General features: G+C 69.5%; 14 protein-coding genes. 4 read left to right on the forward strand and 10 right to left on the reverse strand.

The window, feature by feature from the left end:
* The first annotated feature begins 10 nt into the window (after positions 1-10).
* Entirely contained in the window at positions 11-943 is a 933-nt protein-coding gene (locus tag QSG27_RS04850; RefSeq protein ID WP_306704005.1) for a transglutaminase family protein, read from the forward strand.
* A gap of 192 nt (positions 944-1,135) precedes the next feature.
* On the opposite strand, the gene QSG27_RS04855 is transcribed toward QSG27_RS04850, so the two are convergent.
* The 3 genes from QSG27_RS04855 to QSG27_RS04865 form a co-directional block, all read right to left on the reverse strand.
* Positions 1,136-4,258 carry an efflux RND transporter permease subunit gene (locus QSG27_RS04855; protein WP_306704006.1) on the reverse strand — a complete coding sequence of 1,041 codons (3,123 nt, stop codon included), beginning with the start codon at positions 4,256-4,258 and terminating at the stop codon, positions 1,136-1,138.
* 4 nt (positions 4,259-4,262) lie between these two features.
* Complete coding sequence (locus tag QSG27_RS04860) at positions 4,263-5,396, reverse strand: efflux RND transporter periplasmic adaptor subunit (RefSeq protein ID WP_306704007.1); 1,134 nt, start codon at positions 5,394-5,396, stop codon at positions 4,263-4,265.
* A gap of 143 nt (positions 5,397-5,539) precedes the next feature.
* Positions 5,540-5,905 (reverse strand): hypothetical protein, encoded by a 366-nt coding sequence (locus tag QSG27_RS04865; RefSeq protein ID WP_306704008.1) that lies wholly within the window; start codon positions 5,903-5,905, stop codon positions 5,540-5,542.
* 167 nt (positions 5,906-6,072) lie between these two features.
* Here QSG27_RS04865 and QSG27_RS04870 point away from each other — a divergent pair, with 167 nt between their 5' ends.
* Positions 6,073-6,888 carry a phosphodiesterase gene (locus QSG27_RS04870; protein ID WP_306704009.1) on the forward strand — a complete coding sequence of 272 codons (816 nt, stop codon included), beginning with the start codon at positions 6,073-6,075 and terminating at the stop codon, positions 6,886-6,888.
* On the opposite strand, the gene QSG27_RS04875 is transcribed toward QSG27_RS04870, so the two are convergent.
* Positions 6,846-7,706: a glycosyltransferase family 2 protein gene (locus QSG27_RS04875; RefSeq protein ID WP_306704010.1), complete on the reverse strand. Its 861-nt coding sequence runs from the start codon at positions 7,704-7,706 to the stop codon at positions 6,846-6,848. The genes QSG27_RS04870 and QSG27_RS04875 overlap by 43 nt on opposite strands.
* A gap of 261 nt (positions 7,707-7,967) precedes the next feature.
* Between QSG27_RS04875 and QSG27_RS04880 the strand changes: the two genes are divergently transcribed.
* Positions 7,968-8,594 (forward strand): ATP-dependent Clp protease proteolytic subunit, encoded by a 627-nt coding sequence (locus tag QSG27_RS04880; RefSeq protein WP_306704011.1) that lies wholly within the window; start codon positions 7,968-7,970, stop codon positions 8,592-8,594.
* Between the two features lie 101 nt (positions 8,595-8,695).
* On the opposite strand, the gene QSG27_RS04885 is transcribed toward QSG27_RS04880, so the two are convergent.
* Together QSG27_RS04885 and QSG27_RS04890 are read right to left on the reverse strand one after the other, a co-directional pair.
* Positions 8,696-8,911, reverse strand: a complete 216-nt coding sequence (locus QSG27_RS04885) for a hypothetical protein (protein ID WP_306704012.1) — start codon at positions 8,909-8,911, stop codon at positions 8,696-8,698.
* 54 nt (positions 8,912-8,965) lie between these two features.
* The gene (locus QSG27_RS04890) at positions 8,966-9,550 is read right to left on the reverse strand and encodes a hypothetical protein (protein ID WP_306704013.1); all 585 of its coding nucleotides are present in this window, start codon (positions 9,548-9,550) and stop codon (positions 8,966-8,968) included.
* 222 nt (positions 9,551-9,772) lie between these two features.
* Between QSG27_RS04890 and QSG27_RS04895 the strand changes: the two genes are divergently transcribed.
* Positions 9,773-11,257 (forward strand): tetratricopeptide repeat protein, encoded by a 1,485-nt coding sequence (locus tag QSG27_RS04895; protein ID WP_306704014.1) that lies wholly within the window; start codon positions 9,773-9,775, stop codon positions 11,255-11,257.
* Between the two features lie 4 nt (positions 11,258-11,261).
* On the opposite strand, the gene QSG27_RS04900 is transcribed toward QSG27_RS04895, so the two are convergent.
* From QSG27_RS04900 to rnc, 4 genes are all read right to left on the reverse strand, one after another.
* Positions 11,262-12,278, reverse strand: a complete 1,017-nt coding sequence (locus tag QSG27_RS04900; protein ID WP_306704015.1) for a YcjF family protein — start codon at positions 12,276-12,278, stop codon at positions 11,262-11,264.
* Positions 12,275-13,690 (reverse strand): YcjX family GTP-binding protein, encoded by a 1,416-nt coding sequence (locus tag QSG27_RS04905; protein WP_306704016.1) that lies wholly within the window; start codon positions 13,688-13,690, stop codon positions 12,275-12,277. The genes QSG27_RS04900 and QSG27_RS04905 overlap by 4 nt, the downstream gene beginning before the upstream one ends.
* 79 nt (positions 13,691-13,769) lie before the next feature.
* Positions 13,770-14,777 carry a GTPase Era gene (era, locus tag QSG27_RS04910; RefSeq protein WP_306704017.1) on the reverse strand — a complete coding sequence of 336 codons (1,008 nt, stop codon included), beginning with the start codon at positions 14,775-14,777 and terminating at the stop codon, positions 13,770-13,772.
* The gene (gene rnc, locus QSG27_RS04915; protein ID WP_306704018.1) at positions 14,770-15,519 is read right to left on the reverse strand and encodes a ribonuclease III; all 750 of its coding nucleotides are present in this window, start codon (positions 15,517-15,519) and stop codon (positions 14,770-14,772) included. Before rnc ends, era begins: the two co-directional genes overlap by 8 nt.
* Between the last annotated feature and the right edge of the window lie 33 nt (positions 15,520-15,552).

Genomic DNA, 15,552 nt, shown 5'->3' on the forward strand with positions numbered 1-15,552 from the left:
CCCCCCGACCATGGCCGGCGAGGCCCTGAATCGTGACTGTTTCGGCGTGCGCTTCCGCGTGCGCCACACGACCCGCTACGACTATGGCGAGGACGTGTCGGTGTCGCACCACCTGCTGCACCTGACCGCCCGCCCGCACCCGCGCCAGCGTGTCCACCACAGCACGCTGACCATCCTGCCGGGCCCGGCGGTGCAGTCGGACCACACCGACTATTTCGGCAACACCGTCACCTACGTCGCGATGCAGGAGCCGCACCGGCAACTGGTCCTGACGGCGGAGAGCGAGGTGGAGGTCGGACCGCCGCCGCCGCTGGACGCCGCGGCCACCCCGTCCTGGGAGAGCGTCCGGGATTCGCTGGGCGGCCTGACCGGGCCGGAGGACGGGGCGGAGGTGGTCCAGTACCGCTTCGACAGCACGCTCGTCTCGGCCGGCCCGACGCTCCAGGACTACGCCGCGCAGTCCTTCACGCCGGGCCGTCCGGCGGCGGAGGCCGCGCTGGACCTGATGCACCGCATCCATCGCGACTTCACCTTCGACCCCACCGCGACGACGATCGCGACCCCGCTGGCCGAGGTGATGCGGCACCGCCGCGGCGTCTGCCAGGACTTCGCCCACATCGTGGTCGGCTGCGTCCGCGCGATGGGTCTGCCCGCCCGCTACGTCTCCGGCTATCTGCGCACCCTGCCGCCGCCGGGCCGCCCGCGCCTGATCGGCGCCGACGTCAGCCACGCCTGGGCCTCCGTCTGGTGCGGTGCCGAGGCCGGCTGGATCGACGTCTGCCCGACCAACGCGCGCCGCGCCGACCAGGATTTCATCACCATCGCCTGGGGCCGCGATTACGACGACGTCAGCCCGGCCCGCGGCGTTCTGATGGGCGCCGCCGGCCACGCGCTGTCGGTCAGCGTCGATGTCGAGCCGCTGAATGAGTTCGGGGCGTCCTGATCCGGGCGCCCCGTTTCCGTTAGCAGGACATAAGCCCTCGCATTGGGCCCCCACCCTGGCTCTCCCCCACTTCGCGGGGGAGGGGATTGAAGGGCGCGCGGCGGAGTTCCCTCCCCCGCCAAAGGTGGGAGAGGGTTAGGGTGGTGCCCCGACGCAACCACCCGCCACACGTCTCTTCTCATTCCCCTCCGGTCATTCCGCCGGCTGCGGCTGCGCGCCCGTGGGACGGTGGGTGGCATCGTCCACCGCCGGGAGGGGCTTCTTCTTCGCGATGTAGCTGTAGACCGTCGGCACCACGAACAGCGTCAGGAAGGTGCCCAGCATCATGCCGCCGACGATGACCGCGCCGATGGCCTGCCGGCTCTCCGCGCCGGCCCCGTGGGCGTTGGCGAGCGGCACCGCGCCCAGCACCATGGCGCCCGTGGTCATCAGGATCGGGCGCAGGCGCAGCACGGCGGCCTCCTCCACCGCCTTGCGGATGTCCACCCCCTCGCGCTGGAGCTGGTTGGCGAACTCCACGATCAGGATGCCGTGCTTGGTGATCAGGCCGACGAGCGTGACGAGGCCGATCTGGCTGTACACGTTCATCGTCCCGCCCGTGAAATGCAGGGCGGCCAGCGCGCCGGTCATCGACAGCGGCACCGTCAGCATGATCACGAAGGGGTCGATGAAGCTCTCGAACTGCGCCGCCAGCACCAGATAGATGAAGGCCAGCGCCAGCACGAAGACGAAGTAGAGACCCGTCGCCGACTCCCGGAACTCGCGGCTCTGCCCGGCATAGTCGGTCTGGGCGGTGACCGGCAGGACGCGGTTCGCCGCCTCCTGGAGGTAGCCCAGCGCTTCGCCCAGCGAGGTGCCCGGCGCCAGCGTGGCGGTGATGGTGACGGAGCGCAGCTTGTTGAAGTGGTTCAGCTCCTTGGGCGCCACCCGCTCCTCGATGTGGACGAGGTTGGCGAGCGAGATCATCGCCCCGGCGCTGGTGGCGACGCCGGCCTCCGCCGCCGCGGTGGGCGTGCCGCGGACGTAGATGGAGGCGATGTCGTCCGGGTTGCGGCGGTCCACGTCGCCCACCTGGACCACCACGTCGTACTGCTTGCCCTCCTTCTTGAAGCGGGTGACCTGCCGCCCGCCCAGCAGGGTTTCCAGGGTGCGCCCCACCGTCTCCACGTCCACGCCGAGGTCGGCGGCCTTGTCGCGGTCGATGGTGATGCGCAGTTCCGGCTTGTTCAGCTTCAGGTCGGTGTCGAGGTTGGTCAGGCCGGGGAACTTCCGCGCCTCCGCCATCAGCCCGTCCACCATCTTCTGAAGCTCGTTGTAGGGCAGCGAGCTTTGGATGACGAAGTTGACCGGCTTGTCCACCGGGCTCTGGCCCAGCGACGGCGGGTTGGTGACGAAGGCCAGGATGCCGGGGATGCCGAACATCTTGGGGAAGAGCTGCGCGGTGATCGCCTGCTGCTTCACGTCGCGCTGGTCCCAATCGATCAGGCGGACGAAGGAGATGCCCTGGTTCACCACCGGGAAGCCAACCACCACGAAGAACTTTTCAACAATCGGAATCTGGCGGAACAGGTCCTCCATGCGCTTGGCGTAGCTCTCCGTATAGTCGAGCGTGGAGCCCTCCGGCGCGATGGCGATGCCGACGATGGTGCCGCGGTCCTCGACCGGCGCCAGCTCCGACTTCAGGCCGGTGAACAGCGTGTAGCTGAGCCCCGCCACCACCGCGCCGACCAGCAGCACCAGCGGGCGCGCCTTCAGCGACAGGCGGAGCAGCGACCGGTAGCCGTTGGTCAGCCCGTTCAGCAGCCCTTCGATGGCGTTGTAGAGCGCGTTGTGCTTGGTCTGGTGCTTCAGCAGCTTGGAGCACATCATCGGCGACAGGGTCAGGGCGACGAAGCCCGACACGATCACCGCCCCCGCCAGCGTCAGGGCGAATTCGGAGAAGAGACGGCCCGTGCGCCCGGTCATGAAGCCGATGGGCGCGTAGACCGCGGCCAGCGTGATGGTCATCGCGATGACCGCGAAGCCGATCTCCTTCGACCCCTGCAAGGCCGCCTGGAAGGGCGGCACGCCCTCCTCGATGTGGCGGTAGATGTTCTCCAGCATCACGATGGCGTCGTCCACGACGAGGCCGATGGCCAGCACCATGGACAGCAGCGTCAGGGTGTTGACCGAGAAGCCGAAGGCGTACATCAGCGCGAAACCGCCGATCAGCGACACCGGGATCGTCACCAGCGGCACCAGCGTGGCGCGGAAGCTGCGCAGGAACACGAAGATGACCAGCACGACCAGGACGATGGCCTCGAAGATCGTGCTGAACACCGCGTCGATCGACTTGGCGATGAAGACGGAACTGTCGTAGCCGACATCCACCCCCATGCCCTCCGGCAGGGCGGCGCGGATCTTCGGCAGCGCCTCGTTCACCGCCTTGGACACGTCCAGCGGGTTGGCGGTGGACTGCTTCACCACGCCGATGGCGACGGCGCCGCGCCCGTTGAAGCGGGCGCTGACCCGCTCGTCCCGCGCCCCCAGCTCGGCCCGGCCCACGTCCTTCAGCCGGACGAGATAGCCGCCGTCGTCGCGCAGGATGATGCGGTCGAACTCCTCCGGCGTGCGCAGGTCGGTCTCGGAAACGACGGTGAACTCCCGCGCCTTGCTCTCCACGCGGCCCGCCGGGATCTCGACGTTCTGCTTGCGCAGCGCGTTCTCCACGTCCTGCGGGGTGACGCGGTAGGCGGCCATGCGCTGCGGGTCCAGCCACAGCCGCATGGCGAAGCGCCGCTCGCCGAAGATGCGCACCTGGGCCACGCCGGGCAGGTTCTGCAACCGGTCCTTCACGTAGCGGTCGGCGAAGTCCGTCACGTCCAGCGGCGAATGGCGGTCGGAGGAGAAGGCCAGATAGATGATCGGCTGCGCGTCGGCCTCCACCTTCGCGATGACCGGCTCGTCGATCTCGTTGGGAAGCTGGGCGCGCACGCGGCCCACACGGTCGCGCACGTCGCTGGCCGCCGTGTCCACGTTGCGGTCCAGACGGAAGCGCAGGGTGATCTGGCTCTTCTCCGCGCGGCTGATCGAGGACATCACGTCGATGCCCTCGATGCCCGACAGCGAGTCCTCCAGGATCTGGGTGACCTGGCTTTCGATGATCTCGGCGGAGGCGCCCTTGTAGGTGGTTTCCACCGTGACGACGGGTTCGTCGATCTTCGGGTACTCGCGCACCGACAGGCGCTGGTACGACACGATGCCGATCAGCATGAGCGCGAGGCTCATGACCGTCGCCAGGACGGGCCGGCGGATGGAGATGTCGGAGAGGACCATGGGCTCAGCTCCCCGCGGGCTTGTTGTTGATCACCATCACCGGGGCGCCGTCGCGGATCTTCAACTGCCCGGCGGTCACCACCACGTCGCCGGGCTGTAGGCCGGCGGTGATCTCCACCTCGGCGTTGCGGCGTTCGCCCAGCGTGACAGGGGTCTGCACCGCCTTGCCGTCCACCACCTTGAAGACGAACTGCTTGTTGCCGAAGGCGCTGACCGCCTGCTCCGGCACCAGAACGGCGTTCGGGGTCTGGTCCAGCGTCAGCACCACCCGCGCGAACAGGCCGGGGCGCAGGGCGCCGTCGGTGTTGGGGACGCGGGCGCGGATCACCACCGCGCGCCCGTTCACGTCCACCAGCGGGTCGATGGCGAAGACCGTGCCGTCGAAGGTCCGTCCGCCGAAGGAATCCACGGCGACCTTCAGGGTCTGGCCAGTGCGGACGGTCGGCAGATACAGCTCCGGCACCCGGAAATCGAGCTTCAGGGTGTCGATGGCCTCCAGGTTCACGATGTCCTTGCCGGCGGCCACCACGTCGCCCACCGAGACCTTGCGCAGGCCCAGCACGCCGTCGAAGGGCGCCGTCAGGGTCAGCTTCTCCAGCTGCGCCCTGGCGAGCTGCACCGCGGCCTCGTCGGACTGGAGCTTGGCGAGCGCCTGCTCGCGGTTGCGGGCGGGGCCGGTGCGCTGGCGGAACAGCTCGTCGGCGCGGGCCAGCTCGGCGCGGGAGAAGGCGATGCTCGCCTGCGCCTGGGCCAGCGTGGCGCGGGCGATGGAGTCGTCCAGGCGGATCAGCACCGCCCCCTTCTTCACCGCCTGCCCTTCGTGGAAGGCGATCTCGGAGACCTTGCCTGCCACCTCGGGCCGGATGACCACCGATTCGCTGGACAGCAGCGAACCGACCGCGGTGACCGTGCGCGAGACGGTGCCGGTCTTGACCGGCGAGGCTTCCACCGGCATCGGCGGGGCGCCGCCCGGCGGGCCGCCCGCCGCCGGAGCGCCGGTGGAGGCGCCGCCGGGGGACGGAACCTTGCCGGCGAGCAGCGTGTTGATGGTCCCGCCCTGCTTGACGAAATACCAGTAGGCGCCGCCGCCGAGAGCGACCAGAACCAGAAGGGCGACGATGCGAAGCGTGTGGCGCATGGATACGGAACCCGCACAGGCCCGCCGGCCCGCCGGACGGGCGCGCGGGGCGTTTCGTGTCAACCGGGCCGCTCTCGAAGGGCGGGCGGTGAACTGAACTATATCGTTCAGTTCAGTTCCGAAGTCGAGACGGTTGCGCGCGCTCAGCCGATGGAGGGCGGAGGATCGGGTTCCACAACCCGGCCCTTTTCCATGTCCAGCCGCAGGCCATCGGGAAGAAACACCGTCAGATCAGCGGGTTGCCCGGGGCCGACCGCGCAACAGCCGCCACGCGGGCGGACCGGCCCGCCGTCCAGGCAGAGGCCCGGCGCGCAGCAGGGCGCCTCACCCGCAGGTAGAACCGCGCGAATCCGGTCGCCTTCGATGCGCAGATCGGCCAGCAGCGCGCCATCCGCGCCGGGCGGCGGGGTGCCCTCGCCGAGGTCCGGGGATTCGATGCGGGCGCGCTTCAACCAGAACTTCCCGGACGCCAGCAACCGCGCAAGCAGGCAGGAGGTGGACGCGCTCATTCCCCGATCCGATGCTATGGAGACAAGACTGCCGTTCAGCCGGTGGCCGATTCTGTCATGGAAGCGTAAAGGAAGTTTTGCACCGGTTGGAGCCTTGAAGAAGTCCGAAAAATCGGCGATGTGACACTCCTTGGTCCACCGACGCTCGCCGTTCCCAGGGGTGCCCGATGCTGATCGCCCAGATGTCCGACCTGCATGTGACGGCACCCGGCACCGCCCCCACCACGGACTACGACACGAACGCCCGGCTGGCCGCCGCGGTGGCCCATCTCAACGCGATGACGCCGCGCCCCGACCTCCTCCTGATCACGGGCGACCTCGTCAACGGGCCGAAACCCGGCGAGTACGAGGCGCTGTCCGCCCTGCTGGAGCCGCTCGCCCTTCCGTTCCGCGTGGTGGCGGGCAACCATGACGACCGCGAGGGCCTGCGCCGCACTTTTGCCGGCAGCGGCTGGATGCCGATGGAGGGCGCCTTCATCCACTACGCGGTGGAGGAGTTTCCGGTCCGCATCCTGGTGCTCGACTCGGTCGTCCCCGGAAAGGCCGTCGGCGAATTGTGCGCCGACCGGCTGTCCTGGCTGGCGGAGCGGCTGGCCGAACAGCCGGAGCGCCCGACCGTGCTGGCGCTGCACCATCCGCCCTTCGACACCGGTCTGGCCTTCCTGGACACGCTGCGCTGCCTGGAGGGGGCGGAGGAGCTGGGGCGGCTGGTGCGGAGCCACCCGAACGTGCGGGCGGTCCTGTGCGGCCACACCCACCGCCAGACCGCGGTGGCCTGGAACGGCGCGCATGGCTTCGTCGCCCCGTCGGTCGCCTATCAGATCGCGCTGGATCTGGCGCCGGAGCCGCCCTACCGCTGGACGGAGGAGCCTTCCGCCCTCGCCCTGCACCTGTTCCGCCCGGACGGCGGGGTTGTGACGCATCTGAGCGCGATCGGCGACTACCCCGGCAGGGAATTTTCCCGCAAGGCCAGAAACTCCTGAAAATTGGCGCAGCGCCCGGCCTCGTGGGCGGCCATGTAGGCGGCGTTCAACGCGCGCTTGGCCTCCAGGGCGGCGGCGAAGCGGCGGCGCAGCGAGTCGTCCGCGATCCTCAGCCCGTCGCCGTCCAGCCGCTTCAGGACGTGGCGGTAGCAGAGGTCCGCCCGCGCCCCGCTGTCGGCGGAACAGGTGATCGACCCGTCCCGCTGCCGGTATTCGTACAGCGGTTCCAGCACCAGCGGCAGGCGCCCCACCCGGTCCAGCACCTGGACGTTGAAGACCACATCGTCGCAGAAATTGACACACTCCTCCCAGCCGGGGACGACATCGCGGCGGACCACGAGGAACATCGGGACGGAGGTTTCCAGAAAGGCCGCGGCGTCCAGCGCCGCGACCCCGGCGTCGGGCGGGAACAGGGTGGAGAGCAGGGACCCGTCGCCGTCGCGCACCACCGCCACATTGTCCGCCGCGGCCCCCTGCTCCGCCGCCAGCGGGGCCAGCCGGGCCAGCCGGTCGGGCTCGAACCGGTCGTCGGCGTCCAGCGGGGCGACCAGGGGCATGGATGCGGCCCGCAGCCCGGCGTTGCGCGCCGCCGGGGCGCCGGACCCGACACGGCCCGTTCCGGTGAAGGTCAGGCGCGAGTCGGCGATGCCCCGGGCCTCCAGAACCGCGCGGTAGTCGGTGCCGTCGTCGCTGACCACGACCGCCTCCCAGCGGGGAAAGCTCTGCGCCAGAAGGCTGGACACGGCGCGGGCGATGGTGTCCTGCGCCCGGTAGGCCGGAATGATGACCGAGACGCCATCCCCGCTGCCCTCACCCATGGACCGCCCTCCGATTGTGCAAGGGGCAGTGTGCCGCTCCTTCCCGGTGGTCCGCAAGCGGCCATCCACGCCTTGAAGGCTAGCCTGGGCGTGACTATGACGGCGCCGGGGCGGGATTTGGCGTCGCGGCCCGTTGAACAAGGAACCGATACGGGCTATGTGGAGACACGAGTGGCGTGGTTCGGTCCCCATCCGACATCCCAGGCCCCCGCAAGCCAAAGCCCCCCGGTAGACACGCCGACCTCAGGGAGTTCAAAAACGATGGCGCAAGACGGATACACCCGCTTCGACGACGAACCCGAGCAGGAGCCGGATGAGAAGTCGAAGGAAAGCGCCCCGCCGCCGTTCGCTGCCGTGCAGACGAACCTGTTCAAGGCGCGCACGGTGCTGATCTTCGGCCAGATCGACATGAAGCTGGCCCAGGCCGTGTCGGCCCAACTGCTGGCGCTGGCCCATGAGAGCGACGACGACATCACGGTCGTGGTGAACTCCCCCGGCGGCCACGTCGAGGCGGGCGACACCATTCACGACATGATCCGCTTCGTGAAGCCGCGCGTGAAGATGCTGGGCACCGGCTGGGTTGCCAGCGCCGGCTGCCACATCTTCCTGGCCGCGAAGAAGGAAGACCGCTACTGCCTGCCGAACACCCGCTTCCTGATCCACCAGCCGCTGGGCGGCACCGGTGGCCGGGCGACGGACATCGCCATCGAGGCGAAGGAAATCATCCGCATGCGCGAGCGGCTGAACCGCATCATCGCGCGTGAGACCGGCCAGCCGGTCGAGAAGGTCGCCAAGGACACCGACCGGAACTATTGGATGCTGGCCGACGAAGCCCGTGAATACGGCATCGTCAGCCACATCATCGGGTCCTTCGACGAGCTGAAGTAAGCGGACCGTCGGAACGCACAAAGCCCCTCTCCGGCGAGAGGGGCTTTTTTCATGCCCGCTTCCTGGCTCACGCCGTCGAAAAAAATCGACGGATCAGCCGCTTACACGACGATGTTCAGATTCTGCCCGCGGGTGGCCGTGACGTTCCCGCCACCGGACGGGGAAGCGCCCGTGCTGCCCTGAAGCAGCGTGGCGAGGGCCTGATCCTGCTGTTGCGCGGTCTGGTTCAGCGTCTTCACGCCGAAATCGACCTGCCCCTGCGCCTGCCGCAGGCCGATCGCCGCACCCAGGGTGGAGGATGAGATGTCGAGAGCCATCGGGGGTGCCTTCAGAAGCAATCGGACATCGGACCGCGGTCCGGTCCGCGCCCGTCAGATGACGACGTTGACGTGCCCCGTCCCCGACGAGGCGGCGGGTGCGGCCGGGGCCGTCACCGGGGTGGAGACTACCACCGACGGGGTGGGCGCGGAAGTGCCCTGCGGCACGCCGGCGCGGTTCCCGCCGGTTCCGGTCTGGCCCGATTCTCCCCGACTCACGGCCGCGCCGGTCTGGGAGGTTCCGTTCTGGCCCACACCGCTCTGGCCGGCACTGTTCTGCTGATCCTGCCCGTCCGACCCGCCGACCACCAATTCCAACGACGCCTTGCCGCTCTTCCGGTCCTTCTGCGCCTCGCGGTATTGCCGCAGCGCCGCTTCGGTCGGAATCTGGTCGAGGGTCGCACCGTCCTCCGGGTTGCGGAACAGAAGCACCAGCCGCGACGCATCCGCGTCGTAACGGTAGGCGGTCTTGGTGTAACGCCCGGAAAGGGGATCGGGAAGAGTGCCGGATTGTCCGGTGCCCGCGTCCTTCGTGGACGGAGTCCCGGTGCCGGCCCCGGTTTCAACAGCGTCGCTGCTGCGGGCCGTCATGAAGGTCAACGGCTTGAAGGCCGTTGCGGTGGCGGTGGCCACATTCATGACATTACACCGATGATTGGACAATCCAGATCATATATTGCAGCCGCGTTCGTGCATTGTAAAGGGTTTGTTCACCCTTTTTCGGGCTATGCTAAAGGGTGGCGTCTTGTGGGCTGATTCTAGGGCCAAAGATTCGCATCCTAGGACCATTGACGGCGCTCCCCACCCTTCTCACAGCCGTGACGCTTGCGGACATCGGCCCGGGCGCTTAAGCCTGTGGGCATGGCTACGATCGCGGAAGCGCTGGCGCTCGCCCTTGACCACCATCTGGCCGGCCGCCTGGCCGAGGCCCAGCAGCTCTACAACCGGATCCTGGATGTGGAGCCGGACCAGCCGGACGCGCTGCATTTCCTGGGCGTGCTAGCCGGACAGGTGGGGGAGCAGGCGTTGGGCCTGCAACTGATCGCCCGCGCCATCGCCCAGCGGCCCGAGGCGGCGGACATGCACGCCAACAGCGGCAACATCCGCCGTTCCGCCGGGCAACCGGCGGCGGCGGTGGCCGACTACCGCCGCGCCGTGGCGCTCCAGCCCGATTTCGCGGAAGCCTGGACCGACATGGCGAACGCACTGCGCAGCCAGGGCCAATCCGCCGGGTCCATCGCCGCCCTGGAGCGCGCCGTCGCCTCCACCCCCACGCTGACCATCGCCGTCGAACGGCTGGGGGCGCTGCTGCACGAGCGGGGCCGCATCCTGGTGGAACAGGGGCTCGGCGTCGAATCCCTGCGCCCGCTGGCCCGCGCGGCGGAGCTGCTGCCGCTGGACGCCGACATTGCCTTTCTCTACGGAAACGCCCTGTTCGCGATGGGGCTGCGCGAGGATTCCACCGCGGCCTACCGCAACGCGCTGGCCATCACGCCGGATTTCCCGTCCGCCGCCTTCAATTTGGGCGTCGCGCTGGGGGTGGTGGACCGGCTGGCGGAGTCCGCCCGCGCGCTGGAGCAGGCGGCCCGGCTGGACGTCCGCCACCTCGACGCCATCGACCGGCTGGTCGTCGCCCTGGCCCTTCTGGGGCGGGAGGCGGAGGCGGGCTTCTGGGGCGAACGGGCGCTGGATCTGAAAGACCGCACGGCGGTGGAGACCGCGCCCGCCCTGCCTACGCTGCCCGCCCAGCCGCGGGGGGCGGAGCGGCGGCAGCGCAACGTCATAGCCTTCAGCCTGTGGAGCGGCCAGCCCACCGGCACCCACGACCCGGCGGACATCCTGCGTCAAACCGCGGCGCTGTATCCGGGCTGGACCTGCCGGGTGCATCACGACGGTTCGCTCTCCGCGGAGCGGTTGGCCGGATTGGTCGCGGCCGGCGCCGATCTCGTGACGATGGACTCCGCGGTGCAGACGGGCGCGCCCTATTGGCGTCTGGCCGCCGCCGACGATCCCATGGTGCTGCGCTTCCTTTGCCGGGATTGGGACAGCCCCCCGACCATGGTGGAAAAGGCGGCGGTCGATGCCTGGATCGCCTCCGGATTGCCCTTCCACGTCATGCGCGACGGGGTGCTCCACACGGAGGTGATGTCCGGCGGCCATTGGGGCGGAATCGCCGGGCTGCTGCCCGACCTGATGCCGCTGGCCGAACGCCACGCCGCCGCCGAGGCGGACCGGCTGCGGGACCACCGCTTTCTGCGCCGCATTGTCTGGCCGATGATCCGCAACCGCGCGCTGGTCCACGACCGCAGCCACCCCAGGCACGGCTTCCCCTTTCCCGAGGCGTGAGCGGCTACAGAACCTGTTTCGGCAGGGACAGCAGTTCCTTGCGGATCTGGCCCATGCTGGGGCGGTTGTCCGGCCCGAAGGCGATGGGGCGGCACAGATGCATGGCGGTCAGCCCGACCCGCGCGGTCAGCAGCCCGTTGATGACCCCCTGCCCCATGCGGGTGGAAATCGCCGCGGCGATGGACCCGCCCAGCGCCTCCACCGCGACATGGTGGGCGCTTTCCGCCACCCCGGCCACGGCGAGGTTGGCGAGCATCCGCCGCAGCAGCCGCAGCGACCCCACATAGCCGGGCCGGGCGCCGTAGAGTGCCGCGATCTCCCGCACCAGCTTCAGGTTCCGCCACAGCACGACGGCGAGGTCCACGACAGCCGCCGGGCTGAGCGCCGTCGCCACCGCCGTGTCGCGCGAGGCGCGCAGGACGGTCTGGTAGGCGCGGCGGTCCAGCGGCCCCATCACCTCGCGGTCGAGCAGCCGCAGGATTTCCGCGTCGCCATGGGCGTCGGTCACATGGTCGCGCACCCGCTCCAGCGCGGGCGCCAGATCGGCGCGCCCTTCATAGAGGCGGGTCAGCGATCCGGCGAAGCGCTCGGCGTGGCCCGGCTCCCCGGCTTCCGTCACGATCTCCGCGGACAGGCGCCCGGCCTCGCCGCGCAGCTCCTCGATTTTGCGCAGGCGGCGCAGCGCGTTCAGCTCGCGCAGCAGCATCGCGAGCGCCGCGCCGCCCGCCACCGTCACCGCGGCGGCGACCAGAACGCCCAGCGCGGCGCTGGTGGCGAAGGCGCGGGTGAACAGATCCCAGGTGTCGAAACCCAGCGCAATCAGCACCAGAGCGGCGACCGATCCGGCAAGCCAGCGGCCGAGGCGGCTTTTCGGACGGTCCTCCACCAGCAGGGCGGGCAGGCGCTCGGCGGCGGTGCCGGCGATGATCGCCTCCTCCTCCGCCGCGGGGACGACGGCGCCACGGTCCGGGTCCAGTTCCATCGGCGGGACCCACCGGCGGTCGCGGGTGCGCTCGCTCATTCCAGATAATCCCCCAGCAGGAACTGCATCGCCTGATCCAGCCGGATGTGCGGCAGGCCACGCGATTCGCGGGCGAGGTCGGCGGGCGGCTGGAACGCCATGAAGTTGTAAGGCCGCTCCCGCCCCGGCGGAAAGTCCGCATCCTCAGGAATTTCGCCGGGGAACAGCATGGTCGGACGGTCGCGCCCGAGAGGCACGCCGCGCACGCAGCGCAGTTGCCGCCCCTCATGCTCGGTCACCACCGTTTCGGTGGATTTCAGGGCGGCGATGGCCATGGTCTCCACCTGCGCCCCTTCGAACCGGATGCCGGCGCGGGCGTCGGAGACCAGGCGGTCCAGCAGGTGCCGCAGGCTGTTGTGCTGGTGCGAGGCCACATGGTCGGCCTTGGTCGCGGCGAACAGCACGCGGTCGATCTTCCGACCCAGCAGCCAGTCCAGCCAACTGCTGGCGCCGTGACGGAAGGGCTCCAGGCTCAGCTCCAGGGCGCGCTTCATGTCCGCCATGCCCGCCGGGCCGGAGTTCAGCGCCCCCAGCACGTCGATCAGGACGATCTGCCGGTCCAGCTTGGCGAAATGGTCGGCAAAGAAGCGGCGGACGACGTTGGACTTGTACGCCTCGTACCGCTCCTCCATCAGCGCCCACAGGCTGCCGCGCACGCGGGGCCGCTCCCCCGGCAGCGGGCAGAAGGTCAGCAGCGGCGCGTTCGCCATGTCGCCCGGCTCGACGAAGCGGCCCGGCTGGATCAGGCTCAGCAGATTGTCGGAGCGGCGGCAGGCGTGCAGATACTTCGTGTAAAGGTCCGCCCCGCGCCGTGCCTGCTCCTCCTCCGCCGGGGCCACCGGGTCGATGGTGGCGAGCCAGCCGCGCCAGGACACGGACAGCTCGTCGCGCGGCGCCCGCCCGGCCAGTTCCAGCGTCAGCGCGCTCCATTCCGCGAAGGACAGATGCAGCAGCGGCAGGTCGAGCAGCCATTCGCCGGGATAGTCCACGATGTCCAGATTCAGCGTCGCCACCGGCTGCACCGTGCGCTTCAGCACCGCGTTCGGGCGGTAGCGCATGGACAGGCGGAGCTGGCTGATGCCCCGCGTCTCGGTCGGCCAATGGGGCGCCGGGCCGGTCAGCTCGGCCAGCCGCTGCTCCACCTCGAAACGGGGGACCTGGGCGTCGGGCTGGGGGCGCAGGCGCGACGCCTGGAAGCGCCCGGACGACACGACGTCGAGGAAGGGAAGCCGCCCGGCCTTCAGCAGGTTGTCCACCAGCGAGGTGACGAAGACGGTCTTGCCGGACCGCCGCAGCCCGGTGACACCCAGCCGGACATCCTGTTCCAGGATGCCGCCGGAAACGAGATCGCCGGCCCGCCCCAACAGGCGCGAACCGGCATCGTACAGGTCGTTGAAAAGAGGCACGCGCACGGTCAGCCGGTCTGTGGAGTGGACGATCGCCCCTCTATATGGGAGAGCAATTGCCCACGCCTATACCCTGACCGGTGCTTTAGGACGCGCCGAAGTCGAGGTTCCAGGCTTCGTAGCGCTCGGGGTCGTTCTCCCAGTCCTCGCGCACCTTGACGAACAGCATCAGGTGGACGCGCTGCTCCAGCATCTCCTCCAGCTCGGTGCGGGCGGCCTGCCCCAGCGCCTTGATGCGGCTGCCCTGCTTGCCGAGCACGATGGCCTTCTGGCTGTCGCGCTGGACATACACGACCTGGGAGATTTTGACCGACCCGTTCTCGAACTCCTCCCACTGCTCGGTCTCGACCGTCGCGGCGTAGGGAAGCTCCTGGTGAAGCTGCTGGAACAGCTTCTCGCGGGTGATCTCCGCCGCCAGGAGGCGCATCGGCATGTCGGAGATCTGGTCCTCCGGATAGTGCCAGGGGCCTTCCGGCATGCGGGCGGCCAGGAAACCGCGCAGATGCTCCACCCCGTCGCCGGTCGAGGCGGACAGCATGAAGATGTCGGTGAAGATGCCTTCCTGGTTGAAGCTGTCGGCGAGGCCCAGCAGCTTTTCCCGCGGCACGAGGTCGATCTTGTTCAGGATCAGGATCGCCTTGCGCCCCTGCTCCTTCAGGCGGGCGATGATGCCGCGCGTGTCATCGTCGATGCCGCGGCGCGACACGTCGTACAGCAGGCCGACCAGATCGGCGTCCTCCGCCCCCTGCCAGGCCGCCGCCACCATGGCGCGGTCCAGCCGGCGCTTGGGCTTGAAGATGCCGGGGGTGTCCACGAAGATGATCTGGCTGTCGCCGGCGATGGTGATGCCCAGCACGCGCGTGCGGGTGGTCTGCACCTTGGAGCTGACGATCGACACCTTGGAGCCGACCATGGCGTTCAGCAGGGTGGACTTCCCGGCGTTCGGCGCGCCGACCAGGGCGACGAAACCGCAGCGCGGGTTCTCGGGCACATAGCTGCCCTCCTCCGCGCCGTCCTCTTCCAGGCCGTCTTCCACGCCGTCGTCCTTATCGTCGAAATCGTCGTCTTCAAACTTGTCGCGGCCGTCAGTCATCGACCTGCACTCCCAATTGGCGCAGCAATGTGCTGGCCGCTTTGCGTTCGGCGACCCGCTTGGACGGGCCGGTGGCGGTCACCGGTTCCATGCCCTTCAGCCGGACCGCGATGCGGAACACCGGCTCGTGCGCCGGGCCGCTCTGTTCGATCAGTTCGTAGGTGGGAAGGGGCCGCCCGTTGCCCTGCGCCCATTCCTGCAACGCCGTCTTGGAATCCAGCGGCGGCGGCTCCGCCCGGTCGATCTGCCCGGCCCAGGCGGAACGGATGAAGGCCCGCGCCTTGTCCATGCCGCCGTCCAGATAGAGCGCCCCGATCACCGCCTCGCAGGCGTCGGCCAGGATGGTGCGGTTGCTGCGCCCGCCGCCCTGCGCCTCCGACGGGGACAGGCGCAGGTACCGCCCCAGCCTGAGCGTGTCGGCGACGCGGCCCAGCGCCTCGCGGCGAACCAACGACACGTGCCGCTTGGCGAGCGCGCCCTCGCGTTCGTTGGGGAAGCGCTCCAGCAGCCATTCCGCGACGACGAGGCCGAGCACCCGGTCGCCCAGGAACTCCAGCCGCTCGTAGGCCAGCCCCGGCCCCTGTTCGGGCCGTCCGCCGCGGGCGTTGCGCTCCAGCCCCATCAGGCTGGGGTGAGTGACCGCGTCGGCCAGCCGTTGCGGGTCGGCGAAGCGGTGGCCGAGCGCGTCGGCCAGCTCCGCGAGATCGGCGGAATCGGCGCTCACGTCCGAAGCGGACGCCATGGGGGTCCCCCGTTCTTCAGGGCTCACAATAAT

It is taken from the genome of Azospirillum isscasi (assembly GCF_030849505.1).
GTDB lineage: Bacteria > Pseudomonadota > Alphaproteobacteria > Azospirillales > Azospirillaceae > Azospirillum > Azospirillum isscasi.

What these genes read in the sequence shown, in the direction of transcription:
- QSG27_RS04895 (WP_306704014.1), top strand. Translation starts at nt 9,773, where the DNA reads ATGGCTACGATCGCGGAAGCGCTGGCGCTCGCCCTTGACCACCATCTG.
- QSG27_RS04860 (WP_306704007.1), bottom strand. Translation starts at nt 5,396, where the DNA reads ATGCGCCACACGCTTCGCATCGTCGCCCTTCTGGTTCTGGTCGCTCTC.
- era (WP_306704017.1), bottom strand. Translation starts at nt 14,777, where the DNA reads ATGACTGACGGCCGCGACAAGTTTGAAGACGACGATTTCGACGATAAG.
- QSG27_RS04875 (WP_306704010.1), bottom strand. Translation starts at nt 7,706, where the DNA reads ATGGGTGAGGGCAGCGGGGATGGCGTCTCGGTCATCATTCCGGCCTAC.
- QSG27_RS04900 (WP_306704015.1), bottom strand. Translation starts at nt 12,278, where the DNA reads ATGAGCGAGCGCACCCGCGACCGCCGGTGGGTCCCGCCGATGGAACTG.
- QSG27_RS04880 (WP_306704011.1), top strand. Translation starts at nt 7,968, where the DNA reads ATGGCGCAAGACGGATACACCCGCTTCGACGACGAACCCGAGCAGGAG.
- QSG27_RS04890 (WP_306704013.1), bottom strand. Translation starts at nt 9,550, where the DNA reads ATGAATGTGGCCACCGCCACCGCAACGGCCTTCAAGCCGTTGACCTTC.
- rnc (WP_306704018.1), bottom strand. Translation starts at nt 15,519, where the DNA reads ATGGCGTCCGCTTCGGACGTGAGCGCCGATTCCGCCGATCTCGCGGAG.
- QSG27_RS04885 (WP_306704012.1), bottom strand. Translation starts at nt 8,911, where the DNA reads ATGGCTCTCGACATCTCATCCTCCACCCTGGGTGCGGCGATCGGCCTG.
- QSG27_RS04850 (WP_306704005.1), top strand. Translation starts at nt 11, where the DNA reads ATGGCCGGCGAGGCCCTGAATCGTGACTGTTTCGGCGTGCGCTTCCGC.
- QSG27_RS04865 (WP_306704008.1), bottom strand. Translation starts at nt 5,905, where the DNA reads ATGAGCGCGTCCACCTCCTGCCTGCTTGCGCGGTTGCTGGCGTCCGGG.
- QSG27_RS04855 (WP_306704006.1), bottom strand. Translation starts at nt 4,258, where the DNA reads ATGGTCCTCTCCGACATCTCCATCCGCCGGCCCGTCCTGGCGACGGTC.
- QSG27_RS04870 (WP_306704009.1), top strand. Translation starts at nt 6,073, where the DNA reads ATGCTGATCGCCCAGATGTCCGACCTGCATGTGACGGCACCCGGCACC.